Annotated in this window: 22 protein-coding genes and 1 tRNA gene; 7 read left to right on the top strand and 16 right to left on the bottom strand. The window is 63.9% G+C overall.

All coding sequences use genetic code 11. The features are described from left to right. The first annotated feature begins 149 nt into the window (after positions 1-149). The gene (locus AC4GYV_RS11755) at positions 150-1,448 is read left to right on the top strand and encodes an MFS transporter (protein ID WP_491100891.1); all 1,299 of its coding nucleotides are present in this window, start codon (positions 150-152) and stop codon (positions 1,446-1,448) included. Here AC4GYV_RS11755 and AC4GYV_RS11750 read toward each other — a convergent pair. The 3 genes from AC4GYV_RS11750 to AC4GYV_RS11740 form a co-directional block, all read right to left on the bottom strand. Next, on the bottom strand, positions 1,445-3,757 hold the full coding sequence (locus AC4GYV_RS11750; RefSeq protein ID WP_491100890.1) for a CDC48 family AAA ATPase: 2,313 nt from the start codon (positions 3,755-3,757) through the stop codon (positions 1,445-1,447). The genes AC4GYV_RS11755 and AC4GYV_RS11750 overlap by 4 nt on opposite strands. 68 nt (positions 3,758-3,825) lie before the next feature. Continuing rightward, positions 3,826-4,581 carry an SDR family NAD(P)-dependent oxidoreductase gene (locus AC4GYV_RS11745; protein WP_491100889.1) on the bottom strand — a complete coding sequence of 252 codons (756 nt, stop codon included), beginning with the start codon at positions 4,579-4,581 and terminating at the stop codon, positions 3,826-3,828. Next, positions 4,578-5,042 carry a peptidylprolyl isomerase gene (locus AC4GYV_RS11740; protein ID WP_491100888.1) on the bottom strand — a complete coding sequence of 155 codons (465 nt, stop codon included), beginning with the start codon at positions 5,040-5,042 and terminating at the stop codon, positions 4,578-4,580. Before AC4GYV_RS11740 ends, AC4GYV_RS11745 begins: the two co-directional genes overlap by 4 nt. 119 nt (positions 5,043-5,161) lie before the next feature. Here AC4GYV_RS11740 and mgtE point away from each other — a divergent pair, with 119 nt between their 5' ends. From mgtE to AC4GYV_RS11725, 3 genes are read left to right on the top strand one after another with little or no spacing between them, the layout of a single operon-like run. Next, positions 5,162-6,574, top strand: a complete 1,413-nt coding sequence (gene mgtE, locus AC4GYV_RS11735) for a magnesium transporter (protein WP_491100886.1) — start codon at positions 5,162-5,164, stop codon at positions 6,572-6,574. Between the two features lie 12 nt (positions 6,575-6,586). Then, the gene (locus AC4GYV_RS11730) at positions 6,587-7,015 is read left to right on the top strand and encodes a DUF1489 family protein (RefSeq protein WP_491100885.1); all 429 of its coding nucleotides are present in this window, start codon (positions 6,587-6,589) and stop codon (positions 7,013-7,015) included. Between the two features lie 49 nt (positions 7,016-7,064). After that, a complete protein-coding gene (locus tag AC4GYV_RS11725; RefSeq protein ID WP_491100884.1) occupies positions 7,065-7,742 on the top strand; it encodes a CADD family putative folate metabolism protein in 678 nt (225 codons plus the stop codon). Here the strand turns inward: AC4GYV_RS11725 and AC4GYV_RS11720 are convergent. From AC4GYV_RS11720 to dinB, 4 genes are all read right to left on the bottom strand, one after another. Continuing rightward, positions 7,736-8,443 carry a GIN domain-containing protein gene (locus AC4GYV_RS11720; protein WP_491100883.1) on the bottom strand — a complete coding sequence of 236 codons (708 nt, stop codon included), beginning with the start codon at positions 8,441-8,443 and terminating at the stop codon, positions 7,736-7,738. The two genes, AC4GYV_RS11725 and AC4GYV_RS11720, sit on opposite strands and share 7 nt — an antisense overlap. Positions 8,444-8,477: 34 nt before the next feature. Then, positions 8,478-9,200, bottom strand: a complete 723-nt coding sequence (locus tag AC4GYV_RS11715) for a head GIN domain-containing protein (protein ID WP_491100882.1) — start codon at positions 9,198-9,200, stop codon at positions 8,478-8,480. A gap of 124 nt (positions 9,201-9,324) precedes the next feature. Next, positions 9,325-9,858, bottom strand: a complete 534-nt coding sequence (locus tag AC4GYV_RS11710) for a CarD family transcriptional regulator (protein ID WP_491100881.1) — start codon at positions 9,856-9,858, stop codon at positions 9,325-9,327. Positions 9,859-10,027: 169 nt separating this feature from the next. After that, positions 10,028-11,143 carry a DNA polymerase IV gene (gene dinB, locus AC4GYV_RS11705; RefSeq protein ID WP_491100880.1) on the bottom strand — a complete coding sequence of 372 codons (1,116 nt, stop codon included), beginning with the start codon at positions 11,141-11,143 and terminating at the stop codon, positions 10,028-10,030. Here dinB and sucC point away from each other — a divergent pair. The 3 genes from sucC (at position 11,142) to AC4GYV_RS11690 (ending at position 14,131) form a co-directional block, all read left to right on the top strand. Further along, entirely contained in the window at positions 11,142-12,347 is a 1,206-nt protein-coding gene (gene sucC / locus AC4GYV_RS11700) for an ADP-forming succinate--CoA ligase subunit beta (RefSeq protein ID WP_491100879.1), read from the top strand. The two genes, dinB and sucC, sit on opposite strands and share 2 nt — an antisense overlap. 108 nt (positions 12,348-12,455) lie before the next feature. Further along, on the top strand, positions 12,456-13,205 hold the full coding sequence (locus AC4GYV_RS11695) for an electron transfer flavoprotein subunit beta/FixA family protein (RefSeq protein ID WP_491100878.1): 750 nt from the start codon (positions 12,456-12,458) through the stop codon (positions 13,203-13,205). Then, entirely contained in the window at positions 13,202-14,131 is a 930-nt protein-coding gene (locus AC4GYV_RS11690) for an electron transfer flavoprotein subunit alpha/FixB family protein (protein ID WP_491100877.1), read from the top strand. Before AC4GYV_RS11695 ends, AC4GYV_RS11690 begins: the two co-directional genes overlap by 4 nt. Here the strand turns inward: AC4GYV_RS11690 and AC4GYV_RS11685 are convergent. The 9 genes from AC4GYV_RS11685 to AC4GYV_RS11645 form a co-directional block, all read right to left on the bottom strand. Continuing rightward, entirely contained in the window at positions 14,128-15,069 is a 942-nt protein-coding gene (locus AC4GYV_RS11685; protein WP_491100876.1) for a histone deacetylase family protein, read from the bottom strand. The two genes, AC4GYV_RS11690 and AC4GYV_RS11685, sit on opposite strands and share 4 nt — an antisense overlap. A gap of 56 nt (positions 15,070-15,125) precedes the next feature. Continuing rightward, a complete protein-coding gene (locus AC4GYV_RS11680) occupies positions 15,126-16,289 on the bottom strand; it encodes an alanine racemase (RefSeq protein WP_491101597.1) in 1,164 nt (387 codons plus the stop codon). Next, positions 16,241-16,316, bottom strand: a tRNA-Phe gene (locus tag AC4GYV_RS11675). The genes AC4GYV_RS11680 and AC4GYV_RS11675 overlap by 49 nt, the downstream gene beginning before the upstream one ends. Positions 16,317-16,357: 41 nt before the next feature. Beyond that, positions 16,358-16,546, bottom strand: coding sequence for a DNA gyrase inhibitor YacG (locus tag AC4GYV_RS11670; protein ID WP_491100875.1), 189 nt, complete (start codon positions 16,544-16,546; stop codon positions 16,358-16,360). Continuing rightward, the gene (locus AC4GYV_RS11665) at positions 16,530-17,504 is read right to left on the bottom strand and encodes a ribonuclease (protein ID WP_491100874.1); all 975 of its coding nucleotides are present in this window, start codon (positions 17,502-17,504) and stop codon (positions 16,530-16,532) included. The genes AC4GYV_RS11670 and AC4GYV_RS11665 overlap by 17 nt, the downstream gene beginning before the upstream one ends. After that, complete coding sequence (locus tag AC4GYV_RS11660) at positions 17,491-18,063, bottom strand: Maf family protein (protein ID WP_491100873.1); 573 nt, start codon at positions 18,061-18,063, stop codon at positions 17,491-17,493. Before AC4GYV_RS11660 ends, AC4GYV_RS11665 begins: the two co-directional genes overlap by 14 nt. Further along, on the bottom strand, positions 18,063-18,311 hold the full coding sequence (infA, locus tag AC4GYV_RS11655) for a translation initiation factor IF-1 (protein WP_491100872.1): 249 nt from the start codon (positions 18,309-18,311) through the stop codon (positions 18,063-18,065). The genes AC4GYV_RS11660 and infA overlap by 1 nt, the downstream gene beginning before the upstream one ends. A gap of 76 nt (positions 18,312-18,387) precedes the next feature. Further along, positions 18,388-19,359 (bottom strand): quinone oxidoreductase family protein, encoded by a 972-nt coding sequence (locus AC4GYV_RS11650; RefSeq protein WP_491100871.1) that lies wholly within the window; start codon positions 19,357-19,359, stop codon positions 18,388-18,390. Between the two features lie 85 nt (positions 19,360-19,444). After that, positions 19,445-21,580 (bottom strand): sodium-translocating pyrophosphatase, encoded by a 2,136-nt coding sequence (locus AC4GYV_RS11645; RefSeq protein WP_491100870.1) that lies wholly within the window; start codon positions 21,578-21,580, stop codon positions 19,445-19,447. Between the last annotated feature and the right edge of the window lie 5 nt (positions 21,581-21,585).

The following is a 21,585-nucleotide window of genomic DNA, read 5'->3' as shown; positions in this document are numbered from 1 at the left end:
CGAAGGTCGCGAGCGTTGGCAAAAGCGCCGCCGCTTGGCAAGTTGCGGATCGTTTGTAGTTCTCCCTCGGTTCCACCCCATCTGCAAACTGCGCCATTCGTGCGACGAAGAGGTTTCGCTCGGGTGACGGGCCGCTTAAGCCTTGGCCCGTGGCATCCATCGCCAAGAAACGCAGCGTCGGCGCCACCGCGCTGACGAACACGCATTTTCTGCTGCTGTATGCGGCAATGCTCGTCGCGTCGTCCGGGAATACGGCACTGCAGTCGGTGATGCCGGCAATCGGCCGCGAGATCGGGATCGCCGATTTCTGGGTCGCGGTAGCTTACACCTGGTCGGCGGTGTTGTGGGTCGCCCTCGCGCCTTATTGGGCCGAGAAGAGCGACCGCCACGGCCGCAAGGCGCTGACAGAGATGGGCGTCAGCGGGTTCATCATCTCGATGCTGCTGTGCGGAATGGTGCTCTACGCGGGGCTCGAACGCTGGATCAGCGGCGCGCTGACGTTCGGGCTCTTCGCGATCTTCCGCTCGATTTACGGCGGGTTCGGCTGCGCTACTCCCTCGGCGACGCAGGCGTATCTCGCTTCGAAGACGCGGCGGAGCGGCAGGGTCGCCGCACTCTCCGCCCTGTCGTCATCGTTCGCGCTTGGGACGATCATCGGACCCGCGGTCGCGCCGCTGTTCGTACTCCCGGTCGTAGGCCTCGCTGGGCCGCTGTTCGCTTTTGCGGCGATCGCATTCGTGGTGGTCCTCGCGATCTTGCGTTGGCTTCCGGATGACAAGACCGGGCGCAAAGTCGGGCGAGGCGCGGCGATGAGCTACCCATCCCTCGCGACGCCGCCCACCGGTGCAAGCATTGTTGCGGCTACGTCTCCGCATCGCCGTTCCCGCCTCAAATGGAACGATGAGCGTATCCGCCCGTGGATCATAGCGGGGGTCGCGGCGGGTCACGCCCAGGCGGCAACCCTGACCTGTCTCGGCTTCTTCGTGATCGATCGCCTGAACCTGCAGCCGTGGGGCTCGGAGGGGCCGATCTCGATCGTGATGATGGCGGGCGCGGTCGCGACGCTCGGCGCGCAGTGGGGTATCATTCCGCGGCTTGGGTTGGCGCCTCGCGCGCTGATCTTGTGGGGCGCGCTGATCGCTGCTGCTGGCCTCGTGTGGACCATGGGATCGCGTGATCTCTACGGCATCACCATCGGCTTCGCGCTGACGTCGCTGGGCTTCGGGTTCACGAGGCCGGGCTTCACGGCTGGTGCGTCGTTAGCGGTGCCGCTCGCGGAGCAGGGCGCCGTCGCGGGCGTGATCACGTCAGCCAATGGCATCAGCTACGTGCTCGCGCCGACGATCGGCATCAGCCTCTATGGCCTCAACCACAATCTGCCGTTCGGCGCATTCGCACTGCTGCTCGTTGGCCTAGCCGCCGTTGGCTACCGGAGGCTGAACGCCTAGGCTTCCTTGCCCCCCGCTTTCGGCCGAAGCATGCCCGGAAGCACGAATCCGATGCCGCCAAGCGGCCGCGTGGCCTCGCTCTTCAGCGTCTCCTGAATGCGCTCATATTCTTCGAGCATCTCCGGCGTGACGGAGGCACGGGTTTCGCCCAAAGCGACCTCGAAGTCCGCTTTAGAGACCTTGCCGGTATCGAGGCCGCGTCGCAGGGCCGTGAGGCCCGCCCGGCGGACAAGATCTTCGAGGTCGGCACCGGTGAATCGGTCCGTGCGCTGCGCGAGCGATTCCAGGTCAACGTCGTCGGCCAGTGGCATGCGGCGAGTGTGGATTGCGAGGATGCGCCGACGTCCGGCCGTGTCCGGCGTGCCGACGTATATCAGCTCGTCGAACCGCCCGGGACGAAGCAGCGCAGGGTCAATTAGGGTCGGCCGGTTGGTCGCGCCAATCACGACGACATTCTGCAATTCTTCAAGCCCGTCCATCTCCGACAGGATCGTGTTCACGACCCGCTCGGTGACCTGCGGCTCGCCGAGGCCGCCACCACGCGCGGGCACCAGGCTGTCGAGCTCGTCGATGAAGATGATCGTCGGCGCGACCTGCCGGGCGCGATTGAACAGGCGCGCGATCTGCTGCTCGCTCTCGCCGTACCATTTGCTGAGCAGGTCGGACGATTTGGTCGCGATGAAATTGGCCTGGCTTTCGCGAGCGGCCGCCTTGGCGAGCAAGGTCTTGCCGGTGCCCGGAGGACCATAGAGCAGAAAGCCCTTGGCAGGGCGAATGCCAAGACGACGGAAGGCTTCGGGATGCTTCAGCGGAAGCTCCACGCCCTCGCGGAGGCGGCCGCTGGCTTCGTCGAGCCCGCCGATATCGTCCCAACGGATGGTCGGCGCTTCGACCATGACTTCGCGCATTGCCGACGGCTGGACGCGCTTCAGGGCATTGTCGAAGTCGTTGAGCTCGACCGACAGAGTATCCAATACCTCCGTCGGGATCGTGTCCTCGGCGAGGTTCAATTTCGGCATGATCCGCCGAACCGCCTCGAGCGCGGCCTCACGGGTGAGTGCACCAAGGTCTGCGCCAACGAAGCCGTACGTGCGGCGCGACAGCTCGTCGAGATTGACGTCCGGCGCCAGTGGCATGCCGCGGGTGTGAATGCCGAGGATTTCGCGGCGGCCGGGTTCGTCGGGTACGCCGACGATAATCTCGCGATCGAAGCGGCCGGGACGCCGAAGCGCCTCGTCGATGGCCTCGGGGCGGTTGGTTGCGGCGATCACGACCGTGTTCTGCCGCGGCTCCATGCCGTCGAGCAGCGTCAGCAGCTGCGCGACCAGACGCTTTTCCGCTTCACCAGTTACCTGGCTGCGCTTGGGCGCGATCGAGTCGATCTCGTCGATGAAGATGATCGACGGCGCCGATTGTGCGGCCTGCTCGAAAATCTCTCGCAGGCGCCGCTCGCTCTCGCCATAGGCCGAACCCATGATCTCCGGCCCGGCGATATGGAAGAATTTCGCATCGCTCTCGTTGGCCACTGCGCGGGCAAGCAGGGTCTTGCCGGTGCCTGGCGGGCCGTGGAGCAGGACGCCCTTCGGCGGATCGACACCGAGGCGGCGGAACAGCTCGGGATGGCGCAGCGGAAGCTCGACCATCTCGCGCAATGCGTCGATGGTGTCCTTCATGCCGCCAAGGTCGTCGTAGGTTACGTCCGCGCGACGCTCGCCGTCCCCGGCAATATATTCCGGCAGCAGCTCGACCGTGGTCGTGCTGTCAATGTGGACGATGCCCTTGGGGCTCGTCGACGCGACGACCAGCTTCAACTCCTGAAGCGCGAACGCAGGTGCGTTGAGCATTTGCCGAATGTTGTCCGGCATGTCCGCGTTGATGCGCTGATGACCGGTGGTCGCGACCGTGTCGCCTTCGACCAGCGGACGGCCCGAGAATGTGCGCTTCAACGCGTCCGACGAGCCTTGAAGCCGGACGTTAGGCTGTGCAGGAGCGAATACGACCCGAGTGGCAGGCTTGGATTCGGCCTTGCGAACCTCGACGAAATCGCCCGAGCCGACTCCCGCGTTCGCGCGCTGAAGGCCGTCCAGGCGAATGATGTCGATGCCTTCATCCTCGCCATAGGGGCGAATGGCGCGAGCTGCCGTGGAGCGCTTGCCCACGATCTCGATCACATCGCCTTCGCTGAGACCGAGGTCGTCCATCAGGCGGTCTGGGAGACGGGCGAACCCGCGTCCGCTGTCGGCCGGGGGCAGGCTCGCGACCTGAACCTTGCGCGACTTCACTCGGTCAATCGTATCGGTATCAGGCATTCTTGCTCCTAACCCCGCTTAAGTACCCGGCCTAACGGCGCTCGGCGCGGCCGGGTTCAATTTACTGATCAATATTTGATTGCACCGGCAATCCTGCGAACTACGGAGCGCGGAGCGAAACGCGTGCTCGTCGCGCCGATCTTGTTGACCAGTCCGGACACGACGACCGCGCGATTGCGGTCGAGGGCGTCGAGCCCGGCCTTCACCACCTGTGGCGATTCCATCGCGACGCGGTCGAACAGCCCGTTGCCGCCGAAACCCGCAACGTCGCCGAACTCGGTGCGCGTGGGACCGGGACAAAGGCAGGTCACGTGCACGCCGTGGGGCTTAAGCTCCTCGTGGAGCGCCTCGGTCAAGGACAGAACGAAGGCCTTGGTGGCGAAATAAACCGCCATCTTCGGTCCGGGCTGAAAGGCCGCAGTCGAGGCGACGTTGAGGATCGCACCCGATTTGCGCTTGATCATATGCGGCGCGACTGCCCGGCAGAGATCGGTCAGCGTGCCGACGTTGAGGTCGATCATCTGCCGCTCCCGCTTGGCGTCGAGCTCGGCAAAACGGCCGATCAGCCCAAAGCCCGCATTGTTGACGAGGATCTCGACCTCTTCGCCGGCGGCTTCGAGGTCCGCCATCAGCTTCCCCGCGGCGTTCGCCTTCGAGAGATCGATGGCAACCGCGCGAGCATTGCCGATCTCCTTCGCAAGATCCTCCAGCCGGTCCTTGCGGCGGGCGACCAGCACCAGCCGGTGCCCCCGCTTGGCAAGCTGTCGAGCGAAGTCGACGCCCAGACCAGCGGAGGCGCCGGTGATCAGCGCAACCTTCTTCATTCGGCCTTCGAGATGGTGGCCTTGACGATCTTGCCGGGCTCGCGCGGCGGCTCTCCGACGGGGAGTGCATCGACATATTCCATGCCGCTCTCGACCTCACCCCAGACAGTATACTGGCCGTCGAGGAAGCGCGCGTCGTCGAAGCAGATGAAGAACTGGCTGTTGGCGCTGTCCGGATCGGGCGTGCGCGCCATCGAGGCCGTGCCGCGAACGTGCGGAGCGTTCGAGAATTCTGCCTTGAGGTTCGGCAGGTCGGAGCCGCTACGGCCCGTGCCCGTCGGGTCGCCGCCCTGCGCCATGAAACCCGGGATCACTCGGTGGAACACGACATTGTCGTAGAAGCCGCTGTTGGTGAGGTCGGTGATCCGCTGCACGTGACCGGGGGCCAGATCTGCGCGGAGCTTGATGACGACGTCGCCGCCGCTGGAGAGGGAAAGGGTCAGGCGGTCGGCGTCGGCCATAAGAGAAACTCCGGAAGAAAGGTTCGAAAGAAGCGCGATTTAGGAGCGCTAGGGTGGTTGCGCCAGAGCAAGTGCCACCATAGGAGTGCCGCACCGGGTCCAATTCGAGGGAGTAAGTCGTGAGCGAGAGCGAGCACATCGCCGCCGCGCCCCCTCAGGATTCCACGCCCAATGCGGTGATGGACGAAGAGACCCGGCTGCGTCCCGAATTCGTCAACAGGGTTCTCGACGCCGTCGAGGCCGGCGACGACGAGACTGCGCGCCAGCTGGTTCAGCCGCTTCACCCAGCCGACGTCGCCGACCTGATCGAGCTGGCGCGAGCCGATGAGCGCGAAGGACTGGTGAAGGCGCTGGCGGGAATCGTCAGCCCGGACGTGCTCGCGGAAATGAACGATTACGTTCGTGAGGACCTGCTCGACGAGCTGGAGCCGCAGCAGGTCGCGGACATCGCCGGGCAGCTGGAGACCGACGACGCGGTCGCGCTCATCGAGGACCTGGATCACGAGGAACAGCAGGCCGTCCTCGAGCGGATGGAGCCCGATGACCGCGCCGCGGTCGAGGAGGCGCTCAGCTATCCGGAGGAATCCGCCGGCCGTCTCATGCAGCGCGACCTGTGCGCGGTGCCGGAGCATTGGAACGTCGGACAGGTGATCGATTACCTGCGCTCGACCAAGGACCTGCCCGACGATTTCTGGGAAGTGTTCGTCGTCACTCCGAACCACCACCCGGTCGGCACCTGCAAGCTGTCGCTGATCCTGCGCACGCCGCGCAAGACGCTGGTGAGCGACATCATGCAGCGCGAGCAGACGCTCATCCCGGTCGACATGGACCAGGAAGATGTCGCGCTTCGCTTTCAGAAATACGCGCTCGTGTCCGCAGCGGTCACCGACGATTCCGGCCGTCTGGTCGGCATGATCACCGTCGACGACATCGTCCACATCATCCAGCAGGAAGCGGGCGAGGACATCACCTTGCTGTCCGGCGCGGGTGAGGGCGACATCAACGAGCCGATCCGGATGACCGTGCGCACGCGTGTCGTATGGCTGATCATCAATCTTGGCGCGACGATCTGCTCGGCGTCGGTGGTCGGACTGTTCCAGGGCGAGATCCGCAAATATGCCATCCTCGCGGCGCTGATGCCGATGGTCTCGGCCCTCGGCGGCAATGCGGGGACCCAGACGCTGGCCGTGGTGGTCCGAGCCCTGGCGACGAATCAGCTGACCAGCTCCAACACTGCCTGGATGCTGTTCCGCGAATTTCGAATCGCAATCGCCAATGGATTGGCGCTGGGCATAGTCGGCGCGATTGGGACGTTCATTGTCCTGCACGATCCAATGTTGTCGGTCGTGTTCGCCGTTGCGCTGGTTATCAACAGCCTCGTAGCGGGGCTCGTGGGCGTGCTCGTACCGGTCACGCTCGATAAGCTCAGGATCGATCCCGCAGTGTCCTCAGCAGTGTTCGTTACGACCATTACCGACGTGATGGGCTTCTTCAGCTTCCTCGGCTTGGCGGCTTTGATCCTGACGCGCTAAGCGCTTGAATGTATGGCGGTTCGCCGCCAGATCCCCATTGTGCCGAAGCTCCACATGACCAAGGTGGCGTTCGCCTGTCGCGACCTCGAAATGTTGCAGCGGCGGATCGCCGGCCGTGCTCTCGGCGGCGAGGTCCGCGTGGTCACGCGCATGCGGCCCAAGCGCATGGCGGAGCTGGTTGGCGGCTCGCTGTATTGGATCGTGAAGCATCGCCTGATCGCTTGTCAGGAGATTCTGCGCTTCGAGGATCGTGAGGACGGTCGCATCGACATCGTCTGCTCTGCAGATTTGGTGACAGTCTCGCCAAGGCCGCGTCGAGCCCACCAGGGCTGGCGCTATCTGGAGGAAGGCGACGCGCCTTCGGAGGACGACGACGGCAGCGGCCTCGGCGCCCTTCCGCCGCGGCTTTATGGGCAACTCGCCGCGCTTGCTCTTTTATAGTCGGCTGCCCGACGCTAATCCGTCTCCTGCAACTTTCAGGGAGACGCTCATGACCACGCTGACCACATCCTCGATCATCGATTCGAAGGTCGCCGAGCGCGCCATGCTAAAGCATCCCTTCTATCAGGCGTGGACCGAAGGCCGCCTGCCGCTCGACACCCTACGCGACTATGCGCGGCAATATTTTCACCATGTCGAAGCCTTCCCGCGCGCGGTGAGCGCTGTGCACAGCGCCTGCCCCGACCGCGACGGCCGCCGCATGCTCGCCGAGAACCTCGCCGAGGAAGAGGGCATCGAAGCCGGCAAGCAGGATCACGCTAGCCTGTGGATGATGTTCGCCACAGGCCTTGGTGAAAGCGATGACGCGGTCCGTGCGCAGGAGCTCAATCCGGAGACCCAGGGCCTGATCGAAACCTTCCGCAGGCTGTCGAAGAAGTCCTACGCTTCGGGCCTCGGCGCGCTCTACGCTTACGAGAGCCAGTTCCCGGGCGTCGCCAGCGCCAAGATCGAAGGCCTGATCGACCGTTACGGGATCAAGGACGAGGAGACGCTTCGCTTCTTCCGCGTTCATGAAACCGCCGACGTCGAGCACAGCTCGGTTTGCCGCGCGCTGCTCGATCGGCTGCCGGAAAACGAGAAAGCGGAAGCCATCGCGGCCGGCGAAGAGCTCGCCGGTGCGCTTTGGAACTTCCTGTCAGGCGTCGAGGCTCGCGCCCCAATTCACTGAGACGTCGACTTGCAGCCGGTGACGCTCGCCGAGCCGCTCGTCCGGAGCGTGCAGGCGGGCCCACCGGTGAATCGCACGGTTGCGGGTCCGTTGGTGTCGACCTTGGCTGAGTTGGACACATTGGCCGCGATCGTCGCCGCACCTTCGGCACCGATCGTGGCATCCTTCGTCGTGAGATTGGTTGCGTCGAGATTCGAAACGCCGCGGATGACTGCCGTCAGCATGCCCGCGCGCCCGGACAGCTTTGCATTGCCCGTGCCGACCACGTTTAGGCTGAGCTGATCGACATCGGCCTGCCCGATGGTCGCCGTCGCGGATCCCTGAACCGAGAGATCGAACTTCAGGCCACGGACCCTGTCGATGGTCAGTGAGCCGGAGCCGCTCGTCCACGCCGAGCTGAGGTCGTGCGTCCCGAGCGTGATTTCGACCGGACCGGACTGCTGGCCCGGATAACCGCCCCAGGACGACAGGTTGGAATGAACGACAAGCGTATTTCCGCGCACGTCGATCGCGACCTTGTCGATCGCCGCTGAGGAGCCGCTCGCGCTGGCGAACGGCGCAACGCCCGTCTTCAGCGTGACGGTGAATGGTCCTTCGATCCGGACCTTTTCGAAGCCGGTGATCCCGAAGTTTCGCGTCGCCGCATTAGCGGGCGCGGCGAAAGCGGTCAGAGCGGCGGTGGTAAGAAGGAAGGTGCGCATTGGCCCACCTTCCATCGTCATGGTTAAGGGCGCTTTAAGAGCAGCGAACGTCGCCGGAGCCCATCTTGTTGACGTGGCATTTCGCGCCACCGCCAATCTCCACGTCGCCCGATCCCATCAGGCTGACCTCGGCGGCTCCGTTGGACTGGGCTCGGACGTTTCCAGAGCCGGCACTGGAGACCTTCAGGTCCTGCGCCGCGACCGCGCCGGCATCGACGTTTCCGGATCCTGCGATCGAATATTCGGCTGACCGCGCCTTGCCTGCGCCGGCCTTGGCGCTGCCCGAACCGGCGATGTTGAGCTTCAGCGATTGAACGTCGAGCGCGGCAACGCTGAGGTTGCCGGATCCAGCGATACTGCCTTCGAAATCGCCGCCTTGGACGCGGTCGATTTGCATGTCACCCGAGCCCGCGAGGGTGGCTCCGCTAAGCTGCGGCACTGTCACGATGAACTTGGCGTCGCCGCCACCCGACCAGCCGCCGCCGAACCAACCGCCGCTCTTCTTGGAGTGGATGACGAGTTTGTCGCCCTTCACTTCGACAGTCGTGTGGTCGAGCAGCTTCTCGGAGCCTTGCGCGGATACGCTAGCCTTGGATCCCGTGCGGACCTCGACATTGTACGAGCCCGCGACTTCGATCTGCTTGAAACCGCCAACCGGATAATTGCGGGAGGTAGTAGGCCCGCCGTCCTCGGCATGGCTCGAACCGCAGGCCGAAGCGGAAAGGGCGACGGCCGCCGCGGCGATCAACTTGCGCATGACACCTCCTGCTATGCTGTGTTATCTCGGCAATACACCAGCAGGATAGCAACCGCAAGGCGCAAAAAGAAAGGGCGCCCGGTGAGGGGCGCCCTTGTTTGTGAGCCGGTCGATCCGGAAGCGCTTACGCGACTTCCTTCGCCTTGTTGTGGATCGGCCAGGCCTTGTTGAGAATGTCGAGGATCTTCGCCAGAGCCGCCTTCTCGTCGGTCTGCTCCATGGCGCCGAGCTCGCGCGCCAGGCGCGACGAAGCGGCTTCGAAGATCTGACGCTCGGAATAGCTCTGCTCCGGGGCATCGTCCGGGCGGAACAGGTCGCGGGTCACCTCGGCGATCGACGTAAGGTCGCCCGAGTTGATCTTCGCTTCATATTCCTGGGCGCGGCGCGACCACATGGTGCGCTTCACCTTCGGCTTGCCCTTCAGCGTCTCGAGAGCGTCCTTCATGGTCTTGTCGGACGACAGCTTGCGCATGCCCACCGAGTCGGCCTTCAGGACCGGAACGCGGAGGGTCATCTTTTCCTTTTCGAAACGCAGAACATAGAGCTCAAGACTTGCTCCGGCGATTTCGGTGCTCTGCAGCTCAACGACGCGGCCTACGCCATGCTTGGGGTAAACAACATAATCACCGACGTCGAAGCTAAGCGCCTTCGTAGCCATTCGCGACACCTTTCCAATTTGCGGCAGAAGAGCCAGCACCGAAGTGCCGCCCCCCAAAGCGACCGTTGGTCGTGGCTCCCCAGCCAGTTTCCTGTGGCTTCCCTTAAAGTATAAGGCCGCGGCTGAATCGCAGCGGCCCCTATGTGACAATTTTATATCACAACGGGTCTCAGATTGCGAGTCCGAGTTGCACGGGTTCCTCTGCGCCGCATTCACTCAGGTTATGCAGGCCCAGGCCGAGTAGACGAATGCCCTTGGGCAAGGGGTGAAGCGTTGAGAGGAGCGATTGACCTGCGTTTGCAAAGGCCGTCAAGTTTGGCACCGGCGCGGCGAAACTCTTCGATCGAGTGATGATCGTGAAGTCGCCGAATTTTACTTTTAGCGTCACCGTCTTCCCGGCGACCTCAGCACGCTCGACGCGGACCCAGGCATAGCCGGCGATTCGCTCTAGTTCTTCCGAGAGTCGCTCGGGATCGATCAGGTCCTGGTCGAAGGTTCGCTCCGCGCTGACCGATTTGTATGGCCGGTCGGGCTTCACTTCTCGCTCGTCGATCCCGCGGCAGATACGCCAGTACCAGTTGCCTGAGCTTCCGAATTGCGCCTCCAGTGCGGGCAAGCTCCATTCGCGCAAATCGGCGCCAGTCAGGATACCCAAGCGCTCCATCTTCTTCGCGGTAACCGGTCCGACTCCGTGGAAGCGAGACACCGGCAGCGAGGCCACGAACTCCGGCCCTCTTTCCGGCGTGATCACGCATAGCCCATCGGGCTTGCGATGGTCGGAAGCGAGCTTGGCGATGAACTTGCAGTAGGAGACGCCGGCAGAAGCAGTGAGCCCTGTCTCCTCGCGAATGCGGCGGCGAATGTCCTCGGCGATGGCGCGGGCGCTGCCCAGGCCGTGTCGGTCCTCCGTCACGTCGAGATAGGCTTCGTCGAGACTCAGCGGTTCGACGAGGTCGGTATAGTCAAGGAAGATTGCCCGGATCTGCTGCGACACCGCGCGATAAACATCGAACCGCGACTTCACGAAGATGATCTCGGGACAGCGCCGCTTGGCGGTGACCGACGGCATGGCAGACCGAACGCCGAACTTCCGCGCCTCGTAGCTCGCGGCCATCACGACTCCGCGATGCTGGCCACCGACCGCTACCGGCTTGCCGCGCAGTTCCGGGTCATCTCGCTGCTCCACGGACGCGTAAAATGCGTCCATGTCGACATGGATGATCTTCCTTGGCGGGCGCTCGTCACTTTGCATCGCGGCGAGGTTCTGATTAAGGGCGCGGGCCATGAACATCCACGAATATCAAGCCAAAGAGCTGCTTGCGAAATATGGCGTGCCGGTGCCCGCCGGCTATCCGGCAATGAGCGTCGAGGAAGCGGTCGAAGCCGCCGAGCGACTCCCCGGACCTCTGTGGGTCGTAAAGGCGCAGATCCACGCCGGCGGCCGCGGCAAGGGCAAGTTCAAGGAACTCGGCCCCGACGCCAAGGGCGGCGTTCGCCTCGCACGTTCGATCGATGAGGTTCGGGAGCACGCTGCCGCGATGCTCGGCAAAACCTTGGTCACGGTTCAGACGGGTGCCGCGGGCAAGCAGGTGCAGCGCCTCTACATCACGGACGGCGTGGACATCGAAAAGGAATATTATCTCGCGATCCTCGTCGACCGGGAGACCGGCCGTCCGGCCATCGTTGCCTCCACCGAAGGCGGCATGAACATCGAGGACGTCGCCCACGAGACGCCGGAGAAGATCCGCACGATCACCGTTGATCCGGCTACCGGCCTCATGCCCCACCACGGCCGCGAAGTGTCGGCTTCGCTCGGGCTGTCGGGCGATCTCGCCAAGCAGGCAGGCAAGGTGCTCGCTAGCCTCTACAAGGCTTTCATCGGCACGGATGCTTCGCAAATCGAGATCAACCCGCTGGCAGTCACCGACAAGGGTCAGCTGATGGTGCTCGATGCCAAGGTCGGCTTCGACAACAATGCCGAGTTCCGGCACCCGGACCTGGAAGAGTTGCGCGACCTCACCGAGGAAGATCCGATGGAGATCGAGGCGTCGAAGTTCGACCTCGCCTACATCAAGCTCGACGGCAACATCGGCTGCATGGTCAACGGCGCCGGTCTCGCCATGGCGACGATGGACATCATTAAGCTCGAAGGCGGCGAGCCCGCCAACTTCCTGGACGTCGGCGGCGGTGCTTCGAAGGAGAAGGTCACGGCGGCGTTCAAGATCATCCTTAGTGATCCCGCGGTGCAGGGCATCCTCGTCAACATCTTCGGCGGGATCATGCGCTGCGACATCATCGCCGAGGGCGTGGTTGCCGCCGCGCGCGAAGTGAACCTTCACGTCCCGCTGGTTGTCCGCCTCGAGGGCACGAACGTGCAGCAGGGCAAGGACATCCTCGCGTCGAGCGGGCTGCCGATCATCCCGGCCAACGACCTCGGCGACGCAGCACGGAAGATCGTTGCTGAAGTGAAGGCGCCGGTTGCGGCATGATATTCCGTCATCCCGGCCTTGAGCCGGGATCCGCCTTTTCTTCGGCACTTGAGGAAAAGGCAGGCGGGTGCCGGATCAAGTCCGGCATGACGAAGAAGGGGTAATAGAATGAAGGTCCTGGTCGCGGTAAAGCGCGTCATCGATTACAACGTGAAGCCGCGCGTGAAGATGGACGGCTCCGGCGTCGATCTCGCCAACGTGAAAATGAGCATGAACCCCTTCGACGAGATTGCCGTCGAGGAAGCGATCCGGCTCAAGGAGAAGGGCGCGGCTACCGAGATCGTTGCAGTCTCGATCGGACCGGCCAAGGCGCAGGAGACGCTACGCACGGCGCTCGCTATGGGTGCGGATCGCGCGATCCTCGTCCAAACCGACGAAGAGGTCGAACCGCTCGCCGTCGCGAAGATCATCGCGAAGATCGCTGAAGAAGAGCAGCCGCAGCTGATCATTCTCGGCAAGCAGGCGATCGACGACGACAACAACGCGACGGGTCAAATGCTCGGCGCTCTGCTCGGCTGGCCGCAGGGCACGTTCGCGTCGAAGGTCGAGGTTGCGGGCGACAGCACCAACGTAACGCGGGAAGTCGACGGCGGTCTCGAGACGGTCAAGCTCAGCCTTCCGGCGGTGGTCACCACCGACCTTCGCCTGAACGAGCCGCGCTATGCGTCGTTGCCGAACATCATGAAGGCCAAGTCGAAGCCGCTCGCGACCAAGGCGCCGGCCGATTACGGCGTGGATGTCGCCCGCCGGCTTGAGACGTTGAAGGTGGTTGAGCCGGCCAAGCGCCAGGCGGGAATAAAGGTCGGGTCGGTCGACGAACTGGTCGAACGCCTCAAGGGTTTGGGGATTGCGAAATGAGCGTTCTGGTCCTGGTCGAACATGACGGCAAAGCCATCAAGGACGCGACGCTTGCGACCGTCACCGCAGCGTCCAAGCTCGGCGAAGTGAACGCGCTCGTCGTCGGCAACGATGTCGATGCGGTTGCGCAGGGGGCCGCGAAGATCGCCGGCGTGGGCAAGGTCTACACGGCAAGTTCGGCAGCGCTTGAGCATCAGCTAGCCGAGGCGGTTGCGCCGGTCGCCGCCAAGCTGATGGAGAGCCACGAAGCGTTCGTCGCTCCGGCTACGACCACCGGCAAGAACATCGCTCCGCGCGTCGCAGCCTTGCTCGACGTCATGCAGATCAGCGACGTTCTGTCGATCGAAGATGCGGACACGTTCACGCGCCCGATCTACGCCGGAAACGCAATCGCGACCGTGAAGTCGAAGGACGCGAAGAAGGTGCTGACCGTTCGCACGACGGCGTTCGAGAAGGCCGCCGCTGAAGGCGGCTCAGGCTCGGTCGAGCAGGCCGATGCATCGGGCGATCTCGGCAAGAGCAGCTTCGTTTCGGCCGAGGCATCAGAGAGCGAGCGTCCGGAGCTGACGAGCGCGAAGGTCATCGTCTCAGGCGGCCGCGCATTTGGTTCGTCGGAGCAGTTCCACTCGCTCCTCGATCCGCTGGCCGACAAGCTCGGCGCTGCGGTCGGCGCGAGCCGTGCGGCAGTCGATGCGGGCTATGCTCCCAACGACTATCAGGTTGGCCAGACCGGCAAGATCGTCGCTCCGGAAGTCTATGTCGCGATCGGCATTTCCGGCGCGATCCAGCACCTCGCCGGAATGAAGGATTCGAAAACGATCGTCGCGATCAACAAGGACGAGGAAGCGCCGATCTTCCAGGTCGCGGACATCGGCCTGGTCGGCGACCTCTTCAAAATCGTGCCCGAGCTGACCGAAAAGCTCTAAAAGCCGCTCAGGAACTCCGCGACGTTCGCGCCCAGCGCGTCGACGGCATAACCGCCCTCCATCACGATCAGGGTGGGTAGGCCGAGCGACGCGATGCGGCGCGCCATCGGCGCGTAGTCGGTCGTCTTGAGCTTGAAGTAGCTGATTGGGTCGGCCTCATGCGTGTCGGCGCCATAGCTGACGATCAGCAGCTCGGGCTCCCTTTTCTCGATCCAGTCGAGGGCTTGCGTAAGTGCCGGAGCGTAACCGCTCCAGTCGGTGCCTCGGGGCAGCGGCAAGTTCAGAATGTTCTCGCCGCTCTCTTCGGCATGCCCCCAAAAAAAGGGATAGTCGGTCGAAGGATCGGCATGGATCGACGCGAACGATAGGTCTTCGCGGCCGAGGAAAATATCCTGCGTTCCGTTGCCGTGGTGATAGTCCACGTCGAGGACCGCGACGCGCTTCTTCGCCGCGACAGCGCAGATCGCCGCGCTGTTCAGATATGAATATCCCCCGAAATAATCGGCTCCGGCATGGTGCCCCGGCGGGCGGCAGAATGCGAACGCGCTGCGTTCGCCATGGAGGATGGCCTGGAGCGCACTCAGCGCCGTCTGGACGCTCCAATAGGCCGCTTTCCAAGTGCCGGGCCCGATCGGTGTCGACGTGTCGAACCCATATTGGCCAAGGAGCGCATCCACGCGCTGAAGATTTGCACTGCGCCGATGGACGATTGGAAAAGTATAGGGAAACGCATCTCCCGAGCGGCCTGCATCGAGCCACCGTTGATGGGCGCTTTGCAGGAACTGAAGATATTCCGCGGAGTGGACCTCGAGGAGCGGTGCATCGCCAAAGTCGGTTGCGTCGTCGGTCTCGCCGATTGCGTTCAATATGGCGTCTATGCGTCCCGAATGTTCCGCTGCAGGGTGCATCGCACCGTTGAAGAACTCGCCGGAGGGCATGTGTGCCCGTTGCCGATCGTCCCAAAAACAGCGCACCCGTTTTCTTCCCGCTCAGCCTACCAGCCGTTGACGCGGTCCCAGGTCGCAACGACCTGCTCGCCGCCGTCAGTGACGAAATAGCGCTCGTAAGCGGCCGCGGTAGCGCAGGCGTGATTGGGCAGGATCTTCAAGCGCTTGCCGACCGGGAAGCGATCGAAGTCGATCTCGCCCGATCGGCTGGTGATGATCCCATGCTCCTGGTTGGTCGATGAGACGGTGACGTCTTCCATCACCTCGCCGGTCGCAGCGTCGCTAACGGCGCCATAGCCCCAATCGAGCGGCATGTCAGACGTCCCACGGTCGCGGCTAAGGGCCAGGAAGCCTGCGTCGATCAGCACCCGCCCATGGTGCCGATTGTGACCGATCACGCTGGCAAGCACGCCGATGGCAATGTCGTCCATGCCGCAGGTGCCAAGCTCAGTCTGGACCAGATCACCGAACGCATAGACGCCCGCTCGCGCCTCCGTCACACCGTCGAGATCGCGGCCGTAATGGATAGTCGGCGTCGACCCCACGCTGACGATGTCGCAGCGAAGCCCGACGGACCGCAGCCGCTCGGCGGCGCCGACCGTCATCGAGCGTTCCTGTTCGGCCATGTCCTCGAATTCGTCGAGGGAGCGGCAGCCGTAAGATGCGCCCGCATGAGTCATGACGCCCGCCAGGCTCGGCCCCAGCGCTCGGCCAATTTCGATCAGCAATGGATCGCCGGGATTCACGCCCGCGCGGTGTCCATCGCTATCGATCTCGATGAGCGCTTCGATCGGGACGTCCTCAGCCTCGGCGAACTGGCGGATCGCGTTCGCCGCTTCGAGCGTGTCGAGGATCAGGCGCAGCTTGCACCCGGCCCGGATCAACTCTGCGACCTCGGGCAGCTTCACGGGGGCGATCCCGACTGCGTAGAGAATGTCCTTCACGCCGCGCTCGAAGAAGTATCGCGCCTCCGCGAGCGTGGAGACAGTGATCGAAACGTCTTCGCCACCCGAGAGCACGTCCAACACGTCGATCGACTTCGACGTCTTCACGTGAGGGCGCAATGTCACGCCGAGCTGCTGAACCTTCTCCCGCATGCGCACAGCATTCCGCTCGAGCCGCGAGCGGTCGAGAAGCAGGGCAGGGGTTGGGATGTCGAAAATGGTGCCCAGGGGCGGGATCGAACCACCGACACCGTGATTTTCAGTCACGTGCTCTACCAACTGAGCTACCTGGGCTTTCGTGACGGGCGGGGCGCCCGTTCAAGCGAGCGCGCTCACTAACCGTCACTCCCGTCGCTGTCCACCCTTTCGGGATCGGCAGGTGGGCCGGGGATACGATAGCCCTCACCGAGCCACTTCAGGAGGTCGCGATCCTTGCATCCGCGGCTGCAAAAAGGGGCGTGCTCGGGCGACCCAGGCTTCCCGCACAAGGGGCACACTTTCGACTTGTCAGACTGCTTCGGCATATCCGGCATAGATGGCGATCGAAGGGTCTGCTCGCAACTCGATCGCTCCGCCGACCTGGCCCGCCAAGAGGTCGAGCCATTGTGGCTTGCGTCCAAGAAACTCGGCAACGGACGGGTGAACGACAAGACGTTTCGGTCCGGGTTCTTCTAAAGCAGCTAGCCGAAGCAAAGCGCGGGCTTCGAAACCGGCGCGATCCTGCGCCAGTTCCAGTAGCGATGCCCTTCGGCGAGGCCGAACGATCTGAATGAATCCAAAGCCGTTGACCGCGGTCCGTTCGAACGGCTGGGGCACCAGATGATCGATCGCCGCCGCTGCAGTCTGGCGGGCTGACTTTCCGGCCACGGTGGGTAAATCGATGCCGATCGACCCGCCGATGTCGAGGCGGCGAATCGCCCGTGCGGCTTCCGTGGCCCCGAGGACGCTGAGTTCTTCGGGCGCGAGATAGCCGTCTACGTCGATCAGCGTCATCGCGGGGGTCGCGGCTATTCTCAATTCGCCGCCGGCAAAAGCGACGATCCCGCTGCGCGCTTGAGCGATGAGGTCGTCCCAGCCCGCTCGCTCAAGTTCGTCATCCGGCGCGGGGAAGGTCAGCTCACGCGCCTGCCCATCCAAACCCATCCGCGGAAGGATCTGAGGCTGCTTGTCGGTGATCCGGGCGAGGGGATGCTTCCACGGCTCCCGGCCGGGGATCGTCTCGCGCGTCACTTCGACGATCAGTGTCGCGCCTTGCGTGAGCTTTGGAGCACCCTTGGGCAGCAGAAACTCCACGCCGCCTTCACCGATCGCGATAGCATTGCGGCCATTGGTGCCGATATTTGCCAGCCGCGCCGCGAGGATGCTCCCAGCTGGGACGACGCCGTCCAGCCCGATCCGCGCCTCGATGATCTCGCCATCCCGGACGAGCGCTGCGCGGGTCTCGCCGATCCCGCGCTCGATCAGCCACTCAGGCGATGTCATATCCTGCCGACTTCAGCAGCACGCGCGTTTCGGCGAGCGGGAGGCCGACGACGTTGGAATAGCTGCCGGCGATCTGGCGAACATAGACCTCGCCATACCCCTGCAATGCATAGCCACCCGCCTTGCCGCGCCACTCGCCATGGCCGGCATAATAGTCGATTTCTTCCTCGCTGAGGCGCTTCATCGCGATCATCGTCTCGACCAGCCGCTCGCGGATGCCGACGCCGGGAATGGCAAGCGCAACGCCAGTGAGCACGCGGTGACGGCGTCCGGAGAGCAGGTGCATGCAAGCTCTCAAGGTGCCTTCGTCTTCCACCTTCGGAAGGATCCGCCGTCCTACTGCGACGACCGTGTCGGCTGCGAGCACGAGCGCGCCCGTTTCCTTCGTCGCCACCGCTTGCGCCTTCTCGCGTGCAAGCCTCAGCGCATGCTGCCGCGGCAACTCGCCCTTCGGAACGCTTTCGTCGATGTCGGCAGGAACGACCGCGTCGGGTGTGACGCCGATCCGCTCAAGAAGGTCGATGCGGCGTGGGCTCGCCGAAGCGAGAACCAGGCGCATCAGGGATAACCGGGCGGGCCTCCGCGGCCGGGCATGAAGCGATAAGTGATGCGGCCCTTGGTCAAGTCGTAGGGCGTCAGCTCGACGAGCACTTCGTCACCGGTGAGCACGCGGATACGGTTCTTGCGCATCTTGCCGGCCGTGTGGCCGAGAATCTCATGGCCGTTCTCGAGTTCGACGCGGAACATCGCATTGGGCAGCAGCTCCACAACCCGTCCGCGCATCTCGAGTAGTTCTTCCTTGGCCAAGCGATTCCTCTCCGTTCAAGTGCAAAAAGTCGCGGAGCCTTAGCGGTGCGGCCCCAAAAAGGGAAGGTGGCGCCGCTTAGATCGTCAGGACAGTCGATCCGCTGGTCTTCCGCGCTTCCAAAGCGCGGTGGGCCTCGGCAGCGTCTTTCAAGGCAAACCGCTGCTTCACCTCGATTTTCACCTCGCCGCTGGCGACGACATCGAACAGGTCCTTCCCCGCCTGCTCGAGTTCCTCACGCGTGGCCACATAGTCGTTCATCGTCGGTCGTGTCAGGAACAGCGAGCCCTTCTGCGCGAGTAGCGCTGGCGGGAAGGGGTCGACGGGTCCGGATGCGTTGCCGAAGCTCGCCATCATCCCCCGCCGATGCAGGCAGTCCAGCGACTTCATGAAGGTGTCGCGGCCTACACCGTCGTAGACGACGGGTAGCTTCTCGCCGTCGGTGATGCGGTCGACCCTGGCAACGAAGTCCTCCCGCGTGTAGACGATCGGATGATCGCAGCCGTGGGCGCGGGCGATCGCCGCTTTCTCGTCGCTGCCGACCGTCCCGATGACGGTAGCGCCCAGCGCCTTCGCCCATTGGCACATGATCAGGCCGACGCCGCCTGCAGCGGCATGGACGAGAATAGTTTCGCCCGCCTGCACGCGGTGCACGCCGCGCAGAAGCATGTGCGCCGTCAGGCCGCGCAGCATCATGCCGGCCGCCTGTTCTGACGAGATGGCGTCCGGGAGCTTCACCACGCGAGACGCGTCGATCAGCCGTTCTTCAGCATAGCCGCCAATGGATCCGGCATAAGCGACCCGATCGCCGACCTTAAGATCGGTGACATCAGAGCTTACCGCATGGACAATACCTGCGCCTTCGACGCCTGGCGTGAACGGCAAGTCCTGCTTGTAGAGGCCGGTGCGATGATAGACGTCGATGAAATTGACGCCCGCCGCTTCCTGCCGGAGCCGAACTTGCCCGGGGCCGGGTTCGCCGACCTGAACTTCTTCCCACTGAAGGACTTCCGGCCCTCCGACTTCATGGATGCGGATCGCGTAAGGCATGGCGCGCAGATGGGCGCGAAGGGGGACAAAGAAAAGCCCCGCCGCGGCGGACCGCGGCGGGGCTGAAGTTCAGTAGTTGAGTGGCTCAGACGGCGGCGTGCGCAGCCAGTGCTGCAAGCAGCAGCAGAGCGACGATATTTGTGATCTTGATCATCGGATTGACGGCGGGACCGGCGGTATCCTTGTAGGGATCGCCGACGGTGTCGCCAGTCACGGCAGCCTTGTGAGCTTCCGAGCCTTTGCCGCCGTAATTGCCGTCTTCGATATACTTCTTGGCATTGTCCCAAGCGCCGCCGCCCGAAGTCATCGAGATGGCGACGAACAGGCCGGAGACGATGACGCCGAGGAGCAAGGCACCCACAGCAGCGAGGCCGTTCTCCTTGCCTGCCACTGCACCGATCGCGAAGTAAACGACGATCGGGGCAAGCACCGGAAGCAACGACGGCAGGATCATCTCGCGGATCGCGGCGCGGGTGACGAGGTCGACCGTGCGCGCGTAGTTCGGGCGGACCGAACCATCCATGATCCCCGGGTTATCGCGGAATTGGCCGCGGACTTCCTCTACCACCGCACCGCCAGCGCGGCCGACGGCCGTCATGCCCATTGCTCCGAAGAGGTAGGGCAGGAGCGCGCCGAGCAGCAGGCCGACAATGACGTACGGGTTCGACAGGCTGAACAGCTTGTCGAGATCGGTGGTAATGCCGATCGAGCTGCCGAACTCGTGGAGGTCGGCCGTGTAAGCGCCGAACAGAACGAGCGCGGCAAGGCCGGCCGAACCGATGGCGTAGCCCTTGGTGACCGCCTTCGTGGTGTTGCCGACTGCATCGAGGGCGTCGGTGCGGGTGCGCACGTCCTCCTCGAGGCCCGACATTTCGGCGATGCCGCCGGCGTTGTCGGTGACCGGGCCGTAAGCGTCGAGTGCGACGACCATGCCCGCAAGCGCAAGCATCGCCGATGCCGCGAATGCTACACCGAGGAAGCCCGCGAGCTGGTAGCTGGCGATAAGGCCGACGATGATCACAATGGTCGGAAGGGCGGTGGATTCGAGACTGATCGCTAGGCCCTGGATGATGTTGGTGCCGTGGCCGGTCTGGCTCGAGCGAGCGATCGACTGGACCGGGCGATAGTTGGTGCCGGTGTAGTACTCGGTGATCCAGACGATGAGCGCCGTGACGGCGAGGCCGATCAGGCTCGCCCAGAACAGGTTCATTGCCGGGAAGCTGGCACCAGACGTCGTGGTGATGGTCTGGTTGAGGTCTCCCAATGAGACTTTGGCCGCCAGATAGATGGCCGGAATGGCCAACAGCGTCGCAGTCCAAAAGCCCTTGTACAGCGCGCCCATGATCGAACCCTTGGCGCCGAGGCGGACCATGTAGGTGCCGATGATGGAAGTGATGATGCAGACGCCGCCGATCAGCAGCGGAAGGATCATCAGCGGCAGAAGCAGCGGTGAGTTACCGAGGGCCAGTGCGATGGACACCATGGTGATGCCGACGGTGACGACATAGGTCTCGAACAAATCGGCAGCCATGCCGGCGCAGTCGCCGACATTGTCGCCGACGTTGTCGGCGATGACGGCCGGATTGCGTGGATCGTCTTCCGGGATTCCGGCCTCGACCTTGCCGACCAGGTCAGCGCCGACGTCGGCGGCCTTAGTGAAAATGCCGCCACCGAGACGCGCGAAGATCGAAACGAGCGAAGCGCCGAGTGCGAGGGCGGTGAGCGCGGTTACGACCGGACGGTCGTTGGGCGCGTATCCACCGGGACCCGTGAGGTACCAAAACAGCCCCGAGATCGCGAGCAGCGCCAGGCCGGCGACAAGCAGGCCCGTCACCGCGCCGGCGCGGAACGCCGTGGTAAGGCCGCTCTGGAGGCTACTGCGAGCAGCTTCGGCTGTGCGGACGTTGGCGCGCACCGAGATGTTCATGCCGATGAAACCGGCAGCGCCCGAAAGCACTGCGCCGATCACGAATGCGATCGCCGAAAGTGCGCCCAGGAACACGCCGATGATGATGGCAACGACGACACCGACGATGGCGATCGTCGTATACTGGCGCCGGAGGTAGGCGGCTGCCCCCTCCTGGATCGCGGCACTGACTTCGATCATCCGCTGGTTGCCGGCCGAGAGGCTGAGCACCTGGCGGCTGGTGATAATACCGTAGAGCACGGCCAAGAGGCCGCAGACGATTGCTACGTATAGTAGATTGATGCCGGAATTCATGCGTT

The sequence above is a fragment of the Sphingomonas sp. SP4 genome (assembly GCF_058313375.1).
Note: the sequence above shows the minus strand (reverse complement) of the source record. Positions and strands in the feature narration are given on the sequence as shown.